The 15,780-nt window shown below is 63.6% G+C and carries 9 protein-coding genes; 7 read left to right on the top strand and 2 right to left on the bottom strand.

Going from position 1 to position 15,780, the window contains the following annotated elements; genetic code table 11:
* Window positions 1-5: 5 nt before the first annotated feature.
* Complete coding sequence (locus ACMFWR_RS21420) at window positions 6-1,079, top strand: HEAT repeat domain-containing protein (protein ID WP_413196697.1); 1,074 nt, start codon at window positions 6-8, stop codon at window positions 1,077-1,079.
* Here ACMFWR_RS21420 and ACMFWR_RS21415 read toward each other — a convergent pair.
* Complete coding sequence (locus ACMFWR_RS21415) at window positions 1,069-6,258, bottom strand: AAA family ATPase (RefSeq protein ID WP_413196696.1); 5,190 nt, start codon at window positions 6,256-6,258, stop codon at window positions 1,069-1,071. The genes ACMFWR_RS21420 and ACMFWR_RS21415 overlap by 11 nt on opposite strands.
* Before the next feature lie 473 nt (window positions 6,259-6,731).
* Between ACMFWR_RS21415 and ACMFWR_RS21410 the strand changes: the two genes are divergently transcribed.
* The 3 genes from ACMFWR_RS21410 to ACMFWR_RS21400 all read left to right on the top strand — a co-directional run bounded on the left by ACMFWR_RS21410 (window position 6,732) and on the right by ACMFWR_RS21400 (window position 10,615).
* Window positions 6,732-7,223 carry a PH domain-containing protein gene (locus ACMFWR_RS21410; RefSeq protein WP_413196695.1) on the top strand — a complete coding sequence of 164 codons (492 nt, stop codon included), beginning with the start codon at window positions 6,732-6,734 and terminating at the stop codon, window positions 7,221-7,223.
* A 346-nt stretch (window positions 7,224-7,569) separates the two neighbouring features.
* On the top strand, window positions 7,570-10,143 hold the full coding sequence (locus ACMFWR_RS21405) for a diguanylate cyclase (RefSeq protein ID WP_413196694.1): 2,574 nt from the start codon (window positions 7,570-7,572) through the stop codon (window positions 10,141-10,143).
* Window positions 10,144-10,300: 157 nt separating this feature from the next.
* The gene (locus ACMFWR_RS21400) at window positions 10,301-10,615 is read left to right on the top strand and encodes a winged helix-turn-helix domain-containing protein (RefSeq protein WP_413197315.1); all 315 of its coding nucleotides are present in this window, start codon (window positions 10,301-10,303) and stop codon (window positions 10,613-10,615) included.
* 81 nt (window positions 10,616-10,696) lie between these two features.
* Here the strand turns inward: ACMFWR_RS21400 and ACMFWR_RS21395 are convergent, their stop codons facing one another.
* Window positions 10,697-10,966 (bottom strand): hypothetical protein, encoded by a 270-nt coding sequence (locus ACMFWR_RS21395; RefSeq protein ID WP_413196693.1) that lies wholly within the window; start codon window positions 10,964-10,966, stop codon window positions 10,697-10,699.
* Between the two features lie 431 nt (window positions 10,967-11,397).
* Here ACMFWR_RS21395 and adh point away from each other — a divergent pair, with 431 nt between their 5' ends.
* From adh to ACMFWR_RS21380, 3 genes are all read left to right on the top strand, one after another.
* Window positions 11,398-12,918 (top strand): aldehyde dehydrogenase, encoded by a 1,521-nt coding sequence (adh, locus tag ACMFWR_RS21390; RefSeq protein WP_413196692.1) that lies wholly within the window; start codon window positions 11,398-11,400, stop codon window positions 12,916-12,918.
* A 201-nt stretch (window positions 12,919-13,119) separates the two neighbouring features.
* Window positions 13,120-13,524, top strand: a complete 405-nt coding sequence (locus tag ACMFWR_RS21385; RefSeq protein ID WP_413196691.1) for a DUF779 domain-containing protein — start codon at window positions 13,120-13,122, stop codon at window positions 13,522-13,524.
* Window positions 13,525-13,675: 151 nt separating this feature from the next.
* On the top strand, window positions 13,676-15,751 hold the full coding sequence (locus ACMFWR_RS21380) for a sigma-54-dependent Fis family transcriptional regulator (RefSeq protein WP_413196690.1): 2,076 nt from the start codon (window positions 13,676-13,678) through the stop codon (window positions 15,749-15,751).
* Window positions 15,752-15,780 lie beyond the last annotated feature (29 nt).

Below are 15,780 nucleotides of genomic sequence, written 5' to 3'. Positions count from 1 at the left end.
CATCCATGAACGCATCGTTGTTCGCGCAGGTGGAGTCGGACGGCCTTGACCCGGATGTCGTCGAGTTGTTGCCGCGCCTCGAATCGGCCGATGCCGCCACGCGACGGGTGGCCGTGCTGGCGATCGCTGACCTTGAAGATCCTTCGGCGATCCCGGTGATTTGCGCGGTGCTCGGTCGCGATCCGGATGCGGTGGTGCGTGCGGAAGCGGCGCGCGTGCTCGGTTCGTGGGAGGTCGAGCCGGCCGTTCATGCTCTGGCACAAGCGCTGACTGATCGGGATGAAGCCGTTCGTCACGCGGCGGCCGATGCGCTCGCGCAATGCAAGGACGCTCGACTCGGCCCCGCGCTCGTCACGTGGCTCGATCGCCCCGAGCCCTTTGTACGCGCCGTCATTTTCCGGGCGCTGCGCGAGCTGCGATACCCCGCCGTGTTCGATGCTGCACTCGCCGCGTTCGACGATGACGATGCGAACGTGCGCGTCGAGGCCGTTGCACTGCTCGGGTGGTTGCGGGATGGACGCGCGATCGCTGCGCTTGCGCATGCTTTGCAGGTCGATCGCGAGGCAGCGGTGCGACGAGCCGCAAGCGCGGCACTTGGGATGGCCTCCATTGCCGACGTGCTTGCCACACGCGCGCTCCTCGCTGCACTCGCCGACGAAGATTGGCTGGTGCGCGAAAGCACGGCCGCGACGCTCGGCAGGATCGCGGCGGCGAGCGCAACGAAAGATGCCCCGGCGAGCGCAACGCCTGGCACAACCCCAAACGCCCCAATAACGGCTGCTGTGACGCAGGCGCTTATCGCGTCGCTCGAAGATCCGTACTGGCAGGTGCGCATTCAAGCCGCACGTGCACTGGGGCGTTTGCGAGACCCATCGGCCATTGCGGCACTGACCATCGCACTCGGTCACTCGATCAGCAATCTTCGAAAGGAGGCGGCGCTTGCACTCGGTGAGATTGCGGACCCGGATGCACTGCCCGCGCTTGAGCAGGCCGCGACCGACGCGGATCCTGAAGTCCGCAAATCAGTGCGGATCGCGCTCGACCAGATCGCCGTGCGCCTTGCCGCGATCAGGTCCTGAAGGGGGTATCGTCGTGGCGCGTATCGACGGGCAGCGTGAATTGCATATTCGCGCCGCCCGACGCCGACGTTTCTGCCCAGAGCCGGCCACCGTGCGATTCGATGATCGAACGGCAAATCGAAAGCCCCATCCCCATGCCGTTCGACTTGGTCGTGAAGAACGCATTGAACAACATCGCCTGGTGCTCGGGCGCGATACCCGGCCCGTTGTCTTCGACGCCGACCTGAACGTGTTCATCTTCCGGCACATACGTCACGATACGCAGCTCCCGCGCACGGTCGTCGACCGCTGAGAGTGCCTGGACCGCGTTGACCAGCAGATTGATCAGGACTTGCTGAAGCTGAACGCGATCGGCGATCACGAATGGCAGATCGCCGTCGAACTGGCGCAGCACGAAAATATGGTTCGACGAGATCTCACGCCGCACGAGCGCAAGCGTCTCTTCGATCAGCTCGTTCAGGCTGAACCGTGTCTTTTGCGACGGCGTCTTCTTTGACAAAGCGCGGATACCCGCGATGACGTCGGCCGCGCGTCGCGCTTCACTGACCATGCGGCGCAGCGAGTTCGCGACCTCGGCCGTATCGGGCACGTCGCGTTCGAGCCAGCGCAGACCGGCCTGACCGTGCGTGACGATCGACGTAAGCGGCTGATTGACTTCGTGCGCAATGGACGCAGCAAGGCCGCCCAGCGTCACCACGCGTGTGACGTGGGCGAGTTCACCCTGCGCGAGTGCGAGCGCTTCTTCGGCGTTTTTGCGCTCGCTGTTTTCCTCGCTGAGTGCTGTATAGAGTCGCGCATTTTCGATCGAGATCGCCGCCTGCGATGCCAGCATCTCCAGCAAGGCCACACGCGCGGGCGTAAACGTCCCGGCGGCTAGCGAATTCTCGAGGTAGAGCAGCCCGGTCAGTTCGCCTTGCTTGATCAGCGGCATGCACATCACCGATCGAGCGACGGGCTCCCGGAAGTAGAGATCACCCGGGAAGCCATGCATGCGCTGGGCATCGTCGATGATCACACGCTCACGCGTGCGCAGCACGGTCTGGAGCAGGGCGACCGGAAGCCGGCGGGGTTCGACATCCTGCCGGCACACGACGACCGACACCCCGTCGGCGCTGGTGCTCGCATGTGCTTCGACTTCGATACGATCGCCATGACGGCGTAGCAGCACGCCACGCTCGGCGCCTGCGTGTTCGAGCGCGATGGTCATGAGCATTTCGATCACGCGCGACAGCAGGATCTCTCCGGAAAGCGCATGCGAGGCGCGAATGACGACGGCCATATCGAGCTCGCGCGGCGCGGCGGGCACGTTGGACGAGGCTGGCGCATCGTCCTGTGCCGGTTCCTTTGCGGCATCGCGGAGGCCCGGTTCGAGCGCTTCGAGCGCACGGACTTTGGCATGAGCGCCCCAGACCAGATACGCGTAGCGCGCGTTGCGCAGATAGGCGCGGGAAATCGTTGCGAGCCCGCGTTGTGCATAGAAGCGCGCGGCGAATTCGGCACACAGCGCTTCAATTTGCGTCAGGCCTTGCTCCTGCGCGTGCCGTACGGCGCGTTCGTAGTGATGTTCAGCGTCGACGATTCGGTCGTCGATCCGCGCGATCTCGGCCTCGATCAACGCAAGACGGCCGGCGAAGTTCTCGGGGCAATGCTGTGCCCACGTCAGCATGCGCGTGTAGTGTTCGTCGAGCGCGCTCAGGTGCGACTCCACCGGGCCGAACTCGGAGTACTGCGTCGCAGCCGCGCGCGCAAGCGCCGCGTAGAAATGAAATTCCGCGTATTCGAGGAACGACCGCGACGACCATTGCAACGGGATCGCCGCTTCGATCGCAGCGAGCGCGCCCTGGATATCGTCAAACACGATGGCGGCGCCCAGCGTGTAGGTGTAGTGGGCAAACGCCGCGAGTGCATGCGAGGACGGCTCGCCCCGCTCGAAGCGCTGCACGCTCTGCGTGTCGTATCCAGCCGCAAGCAGGGCGGCGGTGTCGAGCGACTGCCCGCGCAGCCGCCGGCACAATACGATTTGCGCGAGATGCGCGTCGATGACCACGCCAAAGCGTGCGTCCTGCGCAAACCCGAGCCCTGTTTCCGCTTCGCGCTGCATTTCCTCGATCGACGTACCGGCGAAGATCAGATTGCTGACGAGGTTGCGCCGGCACAGCAATTCGAAAACCCGGTCGCCGCCTTCGATCGCATTTTGTAGCGCGTAGCGCATAAAGGCCTGACCGCTTTTGGCGGGCCGCTTCCATGGCAGCACGAGCGCGCCGTATGACAGTTCGACGCGAGCACGAAACCGCGTGAGGCCGCGCTCGTTCATCAGGTAGCGGGCGAGTTCGGCGAATTTGAGTCCGGATTCGTAGTCGCCCAGGCGCGAGCCAAAGATGTGCGTGAGGCACGCGTAGGCGTAGCACGACGCATCGCAATGGCCGTGCTCGAGGCTCAGGTTGGTCATGCGCAGCCGGATCAACGCGTGCAGATGCTCGTTGGTGAACAGCGCCGGGGGGATGAGATCGGCGAACACGTCGAGCGTTGCGCGCCAGACCGGATGCCGCATCAGCGGCAGCTCGGCCAGCGCTTCGATCGGCCGTCCGCCCATGAGCTCGATCATTCGCTCGAATTCGCGATCGACCTCGGCCGACGTCGGGGCGGAAGGGATGTCGATACCGACTTCGCGAAAGTACGCGTGGCCTGCCTCGAGCGCCATATCGATGCGGTCGCGCGTGGTGTAAAGCGCAATGCGCAGCCGTGTCAGCTGCGCGCGCAACGGCAGCGCGAGCATGCGGCGCGAGAGCGCATCCACACGGCGTTCGGCGACGGCGGGGGATCCTGTCAGGAACTCGCATTCCGCGCGGTGCAATTCGATCGCATGCGCGGTGTCGTCGGAGTCGGCACCGTCGAGCAATCGCGCTCCCGCCTCCAGATAGGTCAGGGCGGACAGATAGGCCGTGGCCGCCTTGGCCTGACGTCCCGCTTCGAGATTCAACGCTGCAAACGCGTGTCGCTCGGTCGGCGAGAGGCCGCGCAATGCGCCGCGGTTGATCTGTCCGACCGTCTCGAACAAGGTGTTGCCGGCACCGGGCTGATTCGCGAGACGCGCGAGGCGACGTCCGATTTCGAGGTGGGCACTGGCGCGGTGTTCGACCGGGATCGACGCGTAGGCGGCCTCCTGGATTCGATCGTGCCAGAACAGGTACGCGTTATCGAGCCGATAAACAAGGTTGGCTGCACAGGCGTCGTCCAGCGTCGCCTGCAGTGCCTCGGGTGCCAGGCCGCTTGCTTGTGCGAGCACGCGCATGGACGCGCCGCTGCCGAGGCATGCGAGCACGTCCAGCGTGCTGCGTGTCGACGACGGTAACAGTTCAAGCTTGCGCAGCATCAGGTCGACGACATTGTCGGAGTAGCCGCGCGCACGGATCCGGTCAAGATCGCGCGACCAGGCCTGCGCGTCGCTGCCGGCGCCAATCAGGCCTTCCTCGGCCAGCGAGGCGATCAGCTGGATCGAAAAGAACGGATCGCCACGCGTGGTGTCCTGCACGAGCCCGGCGAGCGGAAGGGCGTGCTCATACGAGCAATCGAGTGCATCAGACACGAGCCGTGCGATATCCGTGGCGGCCAGCGGGCCGAGCCGGATATCGTGGATCGAAGCGGACAGCTCGGCGCGCGTGTCGTCGAACAGCGGATGGTTCGGAGGGATCTCGTTGTCGCGGTACGCACCGATCAGCAGCAGGTGGGGCGTGGACGCGCTCGAGGCAAGATATTCGAGCACCGACTGCGTGCCGGCGTCCATCCACTGAAGGTCGTCGATAAACAGGACGAGCGGCTCGTCGGGTGTCGCGAACGCACTGATCAGCCGCGCGGCCACTCGCAGAAAGCGCGCTTTCTCTTCTTGCGGCGGGAGGTCGGCGACCGGAGGCGTCGCCCCGAGCACGAGGTTCAGATCGGGCACGAGCGCAGTCAGGAGCCGCGCATTCGGGCCGAGCGCACGCGAGAGGCGTACGCCCCATTGCTCGAACGCAGCGTCGTCGAGGCCGAGGATCGGCCGCACAAGACCTTGCAGCGCCTGGGCGAAGGCCCCGTACGGAATGGCGCGCTTGACCTGTTCGCATTTGCCCGAGGCGAATCGGTGACGCCCCGCCGGCAGGCGATTGCGCAGCTCGCGCACGAGCGCCGACTTGCCGGAGCCCGACGGTCCGCCGATCCGGATCCATTCGCTGGCTGCACAGTGTTCGACGCGTTCGAATGCAGCGAGCAGCGTGCGTGTTTCCGCATCGCGTCCGTATAGGCGCTCGGACACCTTGAGGCGGTGGGCGACGCTGCGCATATCGAGCGCGAACGGCTGGATCTGCCCCGTTTCGCGCCACTGCGTTTCGCAACGGCGGAGGTCGTCGAGCAAACCCGCGGCGCTTTGGTATCGGTCGTCAGGCGACTTCGCGAGCAGCTTCATGACGATGTTCGCCAAGGTAGCCGGCAAGTCGTGACACCGCTCCGACAGGGGCGTGGGCTGCCGTGCAACGTGTGAGTGCACCCAGGCAAGCGGGTCGTTCGCCGAGAGCGGCGGCGCGCCGACGAGCAGCTCGTAGAGTGTGCAGCCAAGCGCGTAGAGATCCGAGCGTGCGTCGGCAGTCTGATTGAGGCGCCCGGTGCGTTCGGGCGCCATGTACGCCAGGTTGCCTGCAAGGCTCGCCGCATCGGGCCGCAGGGATGCGACGTCCCCGGGTGCGTGATGGTCACCGTGGCGCGAGGCGAGCCCGAAACCCGTCAGGCGCACCGCGTGGGTGTGCACGTCGATGAGGACGTTTTCCGGGCAGATATCGTGATGGATCAGGCCGTGCAGATGCGCCTGATGTGTGGCGCCGGCAAGGGCGATCGCCCAGGGCAGAAAGTCGGCCAGGCCGAGTGGCGCATGACAATAGTCGCGAAGCGGTGCGCCGGCGGGGTCGTCGAGCACAAGCGCGATACGCTCGTCGTGGCGTGCAAGCCCGACAGGGCGGGCGGCCCATCGCGTGTCGAGATCGGCGCGCAACGCATATTCGTTCTGCAAGCGCGCGACCGATTGCGTCGACGGTTCTTCGTCCGCCGGAACGACGATCAGAATCGAACCCGCCTCGCCACCCACGCCTCGATAGAGGCGTAACTCGCCCTCCCTGAGCAGCGAAAATGCGTAGTCCGACAACTTGATCATTGGCGCGATCCTTGGGGCGTCTTGCGGTGCGTATCGACAAGCCGGTGCAGCGGCACATCGGCTCGCCTGCGAACGGCGACGGAGCATGGAAGTTCCGCACGAACAACGCACTCGAACGAGTGCACGCGCCCGTTCGTGCGGGAGCTGCAATGGTAAGCCAGCTGTGTGTTTCGTGTCTTACGCGCGTTCGACACCGCAACAGATGAGCGCGTGTGCTCGTGTGGACTGGCGATATGCCAAACAATCATGGCGCGGGTTGCTTTTGACGGGGTCCGCGACCGGTGAGTCGGTTTTCATCGAAAGGGTAATGAAAGGTTGTGCAACGTGAGCCCAAACACGCGCGGGAGAACGGCGGCGTCCGGGCTATACTCTTCGCCATGTTGACCTGATGCGCTGGCGACTGAGGTTCCTGCCGCAGCGGTTCGGGTAGAAGAAGATGTAGATAAGGTATTGAGCAGAAGAAGGTGAAAGCAATGACCAACGAGGTCATTTTTAACGGCGCGCCGTCCCAGATCATCAATCTGCCCGCGTTGCTCAAAGGCGCCGCGGTGGTGCTCGTGGTCGCCCTGATCCACGTATGCGCGGCGGCGTATTTCCCGCTCCAGTGGAAGCTCGTGCTCGTTCAGTCGTTGGCGGTGCTCGTCGGCGTCGGCCTGCCGTTCATGAAGACTGCGTCGACGGAAATCGTCATTGATTCGCGACGGATTACCTGGCGTCAGGGATGGATCCGCAAGCGCGCGTCGCATCTCGAGATCGCCGATATCCGTCACATCGCGGTCGTCTATCCCTGGTGGCAACGGATGTTCGGTACCGGAACGATCATTCTGGAAACCGACGATGCGCGTCATCGCGTCCGGCGCCTGCCGGGCATTCGCCAGGCCGATCGCCTCGGCAGCCGGCTCGCCGCGCTTGTGAGTTCGTCTCACGCCTTCGAGGCGGCCGCCGCGTTGGCCGATGCCGGCTGAATAACCGGAACGAAAAAGCCCTAGCGTGCCAATAATTTCAAAGCACTGGGGATTTTCCCTGTCTTAAGTTTCGCGCCACGTTGCCGAAATGTACTCAGATTCCAAGCCTGGCCGTAACCACGAATGGGAGCGTGGTTCCCGCGCGCAGCGTTAACGCAGCAGCGGCGATCGGCAATGTCCAGAAGAGACAGGCTCACTCGATGGAAAGAAGCACGTTCCGTGAATCGAATATGCGCGCGTCACGGAATATTGATTCGCGTAAATTAGCGGACTGGATTCTTGACGGGGGTGCCTTGAAAAGATCGACATATTGGCGCAAACCACACCCGGGGTCGTGTAAGGCGACATGAAAAGCCTTCCCCCGTATTTCACGGCGGAGTCGGAGATTGCGGTGCGATACGCGGCGATTGAACACGCCGTCGCACCGCCTGACGTGCTCCGCGAGACGGCGCATCTCGGCTGGGTCATCCGGGAGCGCGATACCGCCCGGGCGCGCACCCTCGCCGACAAAGTCCTGGCGCTCACCGATCGCGGTTCGCAACACGCGACGAGCGAACTCGCGCGCGCGGTCGCGCTCAACACGCTCGCTGAAATCAGCGTGCTCGACGGCGAACTCGACAAGGCTGTCGCACTCGCGGGCCGTGCGGCGGCCGCGTTTGAGCAGCTTGGATGCCTGTCCGGCGTCGGTGATGCACACCTCGTACGCGCTGCAGTAGCCTTCGATCGAAGCCAGTCCGGCGAACGCGCCGATCTGGTCGAACGGGCACGCGCATTCTATGAGCAGGCAGGCGACGAGGCGCGCGAGCATGTTGCGATCGCGCGGCTCGCGCATGTGGATATCTACCGCAATCAGATCGCACGCTGGCTGTCGTGGCTCGACGAGCGTTGCGAAGAGGGCGACGCGGGCGTCGGTGCGCTCGCACTCGAAACGCGCGCCGCTTATGCGTTTTCCAAAGCGGACTACGCGACGAGCGCACGCGACTGGCACCGTGCTTACGATACCGCGCTGATCAGCGGACAGCGGCGCATTGCGATCTCGAGCCTGATCGGGGTCGGCATCAGTTTCGCGAATCTCGGCGACGCGAGCGCATCGCTCGAGTGGCTCGAGCGCGCATTGGGGCTGGCACGCGAACATGGCTGGCCCGTGCTGCTCGGCCAGGCGCTTCAGCAATACGGCATGTCGTTCGTCGAGCTCAAGCGCTGGGATGCGGCACGCGTCATTCTCAAAGAGTCGACTGAAGTCCTGCGGCCATTTACGCCGTCGCGCCGCTTGAGCTTGTCGCTTGCCTACTGGGGCGAGCTGGCGTTCGAGACAGGCGACTACGCCGCTGCGCTCGATTCGTTCTGCGATGTCCAGCAGCAGGCCGACCAGATTCGCGACACCGATATGCGCATCCGTGCCGCGATTGGTCAGGCGAGGGCGCTGTCGCGCCTCGAGCGAATCGAGGACGCGGCGCACCATGCACGCATCGGACTCGAAATGGCCGAGATTCTCGGCGACCCGGCGGTTCAGTCGGTCGCCTTGCGTACGTTCGCCGATGTGCTTCGCTTCGGGCGGGGCCGCGTGGCCTCGGGTGTCGCGGGGCTTGATTCGCCGATTGCCTGCCTCGAACGGTCGCTCGATATCTCGAAGTCGATCGAGGGCTTTACGATGGAGGCCGAGGTGTACTCGGAACTCGCGGCCGACTACGCCGAGGCGGGTCAGTTTCGCCGCGCCTATGAGGCCGAGCAATGTGCGACGGAGATCCGCAAGCGCACCTTCAACAAGGAAGCGACCGATCGTGTGACCGCGCTGCAGGTACGCTACGAGACCGAGCGCGCAAGTGCCCGGGCCGAACACCTCGAAGCCATGGCCGGCACGCTTCAGGCTGCGCTCGCCACGCTGGAGCTGGTCGGCGAGATCGGCAAGGAAATCACGGCCAAGCTCGATCCGGAGTCGGTGTTCGATGCGCTCAACCGGCACCTGGGCCGGCTCATGGACGCCGCGCACCTGTCGATCTTCCAGATGTGCGAAGACCCGCCGCGCCTCGAAATGCGCTTCGGCATCAGCAGCGGTGTGCCGATCGCGCCGACCACCATCGCGTTCGACGACCCGCTGTCGAAGATCGCGCGCTGCGCACGTCAGCGCACCGAAATCCATCAGAACGGCGCATCGCCGCCGGGTCGGGCGACGCTGTTCCCGGGTACCTCGCCGACCGCGAGCATGGCTTATCTGCCACTGATCGCCGACGGCAGACTGCTCGGCGTGCTCTCCGTGCAGTCGCCGATCGAAAATGCTTACGGTCAACGTGAGCAACTCGTATTGCGCACGCTCTGTGCGTATGGCGCAGTCGCGCTGGCCAACTCGATCGCGGTTGCCGAGCTTCATGAGACGCAAGACAAGCTGGTGGCCGCGCTCGGTACGCTGCAGACGCTTGCCACGCATGATGCGCTGACCGGCGCCGTCAATCGAGGCGGATTCTACGAGTGCGCGGACCGCGAGATCCATGAAGCGCGCGTAAGCCAGGCCGACCTGAGCGTTATCCTGTTCGATCTCGATCACTTCAAGGACATTAACGACACATGGGGCCACGGCGTCGGGGACGAAGTGCTGCAGGCCGTGGTACGGATCACTGATCTGCATGGGCAGGGCAATGCGGTGGCGCGCCTGGGCGGAGAAGAATTTGCGCTGCTGATGCCGCGTGTCGGACCCGTCGAGGCGGCCGCCCTTGCGCATCATCTCTGCGAGATCATTGGCGCGACACCGATCACGACCAAGCGTTCATCAGTGCACGTGACCGCTAGTTTCGCTGTTGCAACGCTCGAAAAAGGCGACGGCAATATCGACGATCTGCTCGCCCGGGCCGATGCGACGCTTTACGACGCGAAGCACGCCGGACGCAATCGCGTGCGCCTTGCGGGTGTGCTGGTGGACGATTGACGGATTGATGGATTGATGCGCGCGCGTACGGGTGTCGCGGTGCGGGCGTTCGGATATGCTTGCGCCTATGGCTACTGACACTAAATCCAAGACGCCGGACAAAGGCACGTCTCGCGCGCGACGCACGCAACCGGATCTCAAGTTCCGGATTCGCGTGATGCGTGACGACGCCATCGCCGTAGGCCCGGGCAAGATCGATCTGCTCGAGGCCGTGCGCGACCATGGCTCGATCTCCGCGGCGGCGCGCAGTATGAATATGTCGTATCGCCGTGCGTGGCTGCTGATGGACGAACTCAACCAGTCGCTCAAGTCGCCGGCCACGATGTCCGAACATGGCGGCAATACCGGCGGTCGCAGTGTGCTGACGCCCGTTGGCGAAGAGATCATTCGCCTCTATCGCGGCATCGAAGCCGATGCGCTTGTCGCGTGTGCCGACCAGATCGCGGCGCTGAGGAAGCTCGTCAAGGCATGACGCATCGAAGCGCGTGTTTCGGACCCTTCGGCGCAGGGCTCACTAATGCCTGAATACCCGACCTGTTCGTATCCGGCTTGATTACCCGTGGCGAAGGCAGAAGTGCGACACAGGCGTGACATTCACCTCGATGTGCCGGTCGGCGTGGCCGTCGGTATCGCGGGCCACATTGCGCCACGCATCCGTGTTGGCTTCGCTCCCGTGATCGGCTCCTGACCCCCCGTATTGCAGGCTCACGCGCCGGATCGTTTTCTGGGCGATCTCCATCAGCGCAGCGCGCTCGTCGGCGTCCGTTTCAGCGTCGACGATTTTCAATAAGGCAAGCGCCTCTTTGAGCGACTTGTCGACCATTGCTGACTCCTCTTTGCAGATAGCGCACCAGACCGTGCGACCGGCGGATACGTGGTGACCGAAATATACCACTGAATATAACGGAGCATTGAATTCATGCCGGCAGTGCCCAGGCGCAAGACTTATCGATCGCCGGCAGCGTGTTGGACTGAACGCATGTTGTCCTGATGTCATCGGGAGTGGCGTGAGGTGTACCGCGTTGTCACGACTGTCACGCGACACCTGTCCGCAGAGTGTTCCAAAACGGAACACCGCGCGATGGCGTGCCTGAGACGCTGGCTTGCGCCGGATAGACCGGAGCCTTGCGGCACAAGGCAAAGCGCAGCCTCGCGCCACGTCGGCCCATGATGGAACGCTCCTCGCTTGAGTCATGGATGCCGCGATGCGCACCGTGTCGCGGACCACCGAGACGATATGCGAGGAGCACGCAGATGAACCATGCAGAGATGCAGTTCCTGACCACCGACTTCCCGTTCAAGAAGCAGTACGGCAACTTTATTGGTGGCCAATGGGTTGCCCCGGTTGGCAACGAGTACTTCGACAATATTTCGCCGGTGACCGGCGAACCGTTCACATCGATTCCGCGCTCCCGCGAAGCGGATATCGAACTGGCGCTCGATGCCGCACACAAGGCCAAGGCCGCATGGGGCCGCACGTCGGTTGCCGAACGCTCGAACCTGCTGAACAAGATTGCAGACCGTATCGAAACGAACCTGGTTCGTCTTGCGGTCGCCGAAACGATCGACAACGGCAAGCCGCTGCGTGAAACCATGGCAGCCGACATTCCGCTGGCCATCGATCATTTCCGCTATTTCGCCGGCGCCGTGCGCGCCCAGGAAGGGTCGATCTCGCAGATCGACGAAGACACGGTGGCCTATCACTTCCATGAACCGCTTGGCGTGGTCGGCCAGATCATTCCGTGGAATTTCCCGATCCTGATGGCGACGTGGAAGCTCGCACCGGCGCTTGCCGCGGGCAATTGCGTCGTGCTGAAACCGGCCGAACAAACACCGGCGTCGATCCTGGTGCTGATGGAGCTTATCGAAGACATCCTGCCGCCGGGCGTCGTCAACGTGGTCAACGGCTTCGGCCTCGAGGCCGGCAAGCCGCTTGCATCGAGCAAGCGCATTGCCAAAATCGCGTTCACCGGCGAAACGACCACGGGCCGGCTGATCATGCAGTACGCGAGCCAGAACATCATCCCGGTCACGCTCGAACTCGGCGGCAAGAGCCCGAACATCTTCTTCGCGGACGTCATGGACCGCGACGACAGCTTCTTCGACAAGGCGCTCGAAGGCTTCACGATGTTCGCGCTGAACCAGGGCGAAGTCTGCACGTGCCCGTCGCGCGCGCTGATCCAGGAAAGTGTCTACGACCGCTTCATGGAACGCGCGCTCAAGCGCGTTGAAGCGATCCGCCAGGGGCATCCGCTCGACCAGACGACGATGATCGGCGCGCAGGCATCGCAGGAGCAGCTCGAGAAGATCCTGTCGTATCTCGATCTCGGCAAGAAGGAAGGCGCCGAGTGCCTGACAGGCGGCGAGCGCAACACGCTCGACGGTGAGCTGAGCAAGGGCTACTACATCAAGCCGACGGTGTTCCGCGGTCACAACAAGATGCGCATCTTCCAGGAAGAGATCTTCGGGCCGGTCGTGTCGGTCACGACGTTCAAGGACGAAGACGAGGCGCTCGAGATCGCGAACGACACGCTGTACGGTCTCGGCGCGGGCGTCTGGACGCGCGACGGCACGCGTGCCTATCGCTTCGGCCGCGCGATCCAGGCCGGACGCGTATGGACCAACTGCTATCACGCCTATCCGGCGCACGCTGCGTTCGGTGGCTACAAGCAGTCGGGTATCGGCCGTGAGAATCACAAGATGATGCTCGACCATTACCAGCAGACGAAGAATCTGCTCGTGAGCTACAGCGAGAAGCCGCTCGGGTTCTTCTAAGGCAGGCATCAGGGGGGCGCGCCGGCCGTTACGGCCGGCGCTGCCTGCCGGCAAGTACTGCATGCCTGATGATGTCAGCCTGGAACGACCGGGACCGGGAATCCGCAGGGAAGGCCATACGGGCTGGAGTCGGAAGTCGGATATTGACCATCGACGGCCTATTTGAAACGGGGTCCGGACAAGGATCCAAGAGGGGACACCATGGATCGCAATACGAGCGGCGAACCGGAAGTCAAACGCGTCGTGGCGACGCCTGAGGCGCTCGCGTTAATCGACAAGCTTTCCGCCGAACACGGACCGCTGATGTTTCACCAGTCGGGCGGCTGCTGCGACGGTAGTGCGCCGATGTGCTTTTCACTCGGCGAATTCATGGTCGGCGGCTCGGATGTCAGGCTCGGAGACATCGGCGGCGCGCCGTTCTATATGAGCGATTCCCAGTTCGAGTACTGGGAACACACCCAACTCATCATCGACGCCGTGCCCGGCACGGGCGGGATGTTTTCACTCGAACGACCGACTGGCTTGCGGTTCCTGACCCGCTCGCGCCTTTACGATGACGACGAATCGGCCTGGCTCGAAGCGCACCCCGTCGAACATGCGGGTTAGTTAGGATGGCGACGAACGCGCCGGCAAGCATGCCCACGAACGAGCCGACAAAGAGGCCGACAGCCGACCCACGGAGTGGTACATTGCGTCTCTACCTCACCCGACTGCGACGCGCGGATCGCGCGCGCAGCGAGCGTGTACGGAGGAGACAATGGCCAGTCAGTTGTCGATCAACGGCGGCGTGCGCCCTGGCGCACACCCTGACGCGCGCATCGCGGATGTGATTCAAAAGTCACACGACCGCTCGCTCGATTTCGGTCTCTCCGAATCGATGACGCCCGACTATGGCGTGCTCGGCGCGGCCGAGCTCGCGCTGCGTATCGATCAGAACCGCGCGCTGTGCACGCATGCGCTGCCGGTCATGGAAACGCTCTATGGCCAGATCGCCAATACGCACAGCATGGTCGTGCTGACCGATGCCGATGGCCTGATCCTCCACTCGCTTGGCGATGACGATTTTCTGCGCCGCGCTGAAAAAGTCGCGTTGCGCGCCGGTGCGATCTGGACTGAAAAGCAGCAGGGCACGAATGCCATCGGCACGGCGCTCGCCGATGCGCAAGCGACGACGGTCTACGGCAACGAGCACTTTTTACGTGCCAACCACTTTCTCGCCTGTTCAAGCGTACCGATTCTCGATCCCTATGGCGCCTTGCTCGGCGTGCTCGATGTGACGGGCGACTGCCGTAGTCATCACCAGCACACGATGGCACTCGCAAAGATGTCGGTGCAGATGATCGAGAACCATCTGTTTTCCAGCGCTTTTACGCAGGCACTGCGGATCCATTTCCATAGCCGCCCCGAATTTATCGGCACGTTGATGGAAGGGATTGCGGCCTTTCGGGCCGATGGGACCTTTCTGTCGGCGAACCGCAGCGCACAGTTTCAGCTGGGTTTGTCGCTCGCGTCACTTCGCGCGCATACGCTGTCGTCGCTGTTCAATGTGTCGAGCGGGCAACTCGTGGATGCTGCATGTTCGAGCGCGGTCCTGCCCGCACAGCTCGAGCTTGAATTGCATAACGGCGTTCGCGTGCATGCGAATGCCGAGTTTCGCCGCGCGACCTCGGTCTCGTTTGGCGCGGCGCAACGTTATGCGAGCGATCGCGCGTCGAGCGTCGGTTTCCGAGGCGATGACAAGGTTGATGGCGGGGGCGATGGCAGCGTCTATGGCAGGGGCGATAACAGGGACGATGCCGGCTCCACGTCGTACCGCTCATCGAACCCGGTGCCCATGCGTGCGATGTCGAGCCTTCAATATCTCGACACCGGCGATGCGGCGATGTCGGAACTGCTGGGCCGCGTGCGTAAAGTCATCGGCAAGCCGATCCCCATTCTGATCGGCGGCGAGACGGGCACTGGCAAAGACGTGCTGGCTGCCGCGATGCATCGCGATTCGCCTCGGGCCGATCAGCCGTTTGTGAGTCTGAACTGCAGTTCGATTCCTGAATCGCTGATCGAGTCCGAACTCTTCGGCTATGTCGAAGGTGCGTTTACGGGCGCGGTGAAGGGCGGTCGCATCGGGAAGATCGCGGAGGCGCATCGCGGGACGTTGTTCCTCGACGAAATCGGCGATATGCCCTATGCGCTGCAGACGCGTCTGTTGCGCGTGCTTCAGGCCAGGATGGTGGCGCCGCTCGGCAGCGCCAAAGAACGTCCCGTCGATTTCGCGCTGATCTGCGCTACGCATCACAATCTGCGCGAACGCGTGGCGCAGGGTGCGTTCCGTGAAGATCTCTATTACCGGATCAACGGGCTGTTTGTCGCGCTGCCGCCGTTACGCGAGCGCAGCGATCTCGAGATCGTGATCGACAAGCTGCTGCGCGCGGAACGGTTTGTCGATCGTCCGGTAACGATCGACGCCGCCGTGCTTGAGGTGTTTCATCAGCACCGCTGGCCGGGCAATATCCGGCAGCTCAGCAATGTGCTGCGCGCCGCATGCGCGATGCTCGACGCTCACGAATCGACGATCGGTCTTGCGCATCTGCCTGCCGATTTTCTCGAAGAGCTTCGCACCGCGTGTCGTGGCGAGTCGATGGAAGGGCGTCTCGATTTGCGTCGGGACGATTCAAGCCAGGACGCGGGCCGCAGCCTCGACGACGTGACCGCATCGACGGTCGACAAAGCGCTCGAGGCGAGCCGTGGCAATGTGTCCGCCGCGGCTCGCATGCTCGGTGTGTCGCGAGGCACCCTGTACCGGCGCATGACGCGCGTGCGGTCCAGCCGGCGTTAGAGGCTCCGTCGGCGAACCCGGGAACAAAG

Source organism: Pararobbsia alpina, assembly GCF_965118125.1.
Taxonomy (GTDB): Bacteria; Pseudomonadota; Gammaproteobacteria; order Burkholderiales; family Burkholderiaceae; genus Pararobbsia; species Pararobbsia alpina_A.
Note: the sequence above shows the minus strand (reverse complement) of the source record. Positions and strands in the feature narration are given on the sequence as shown.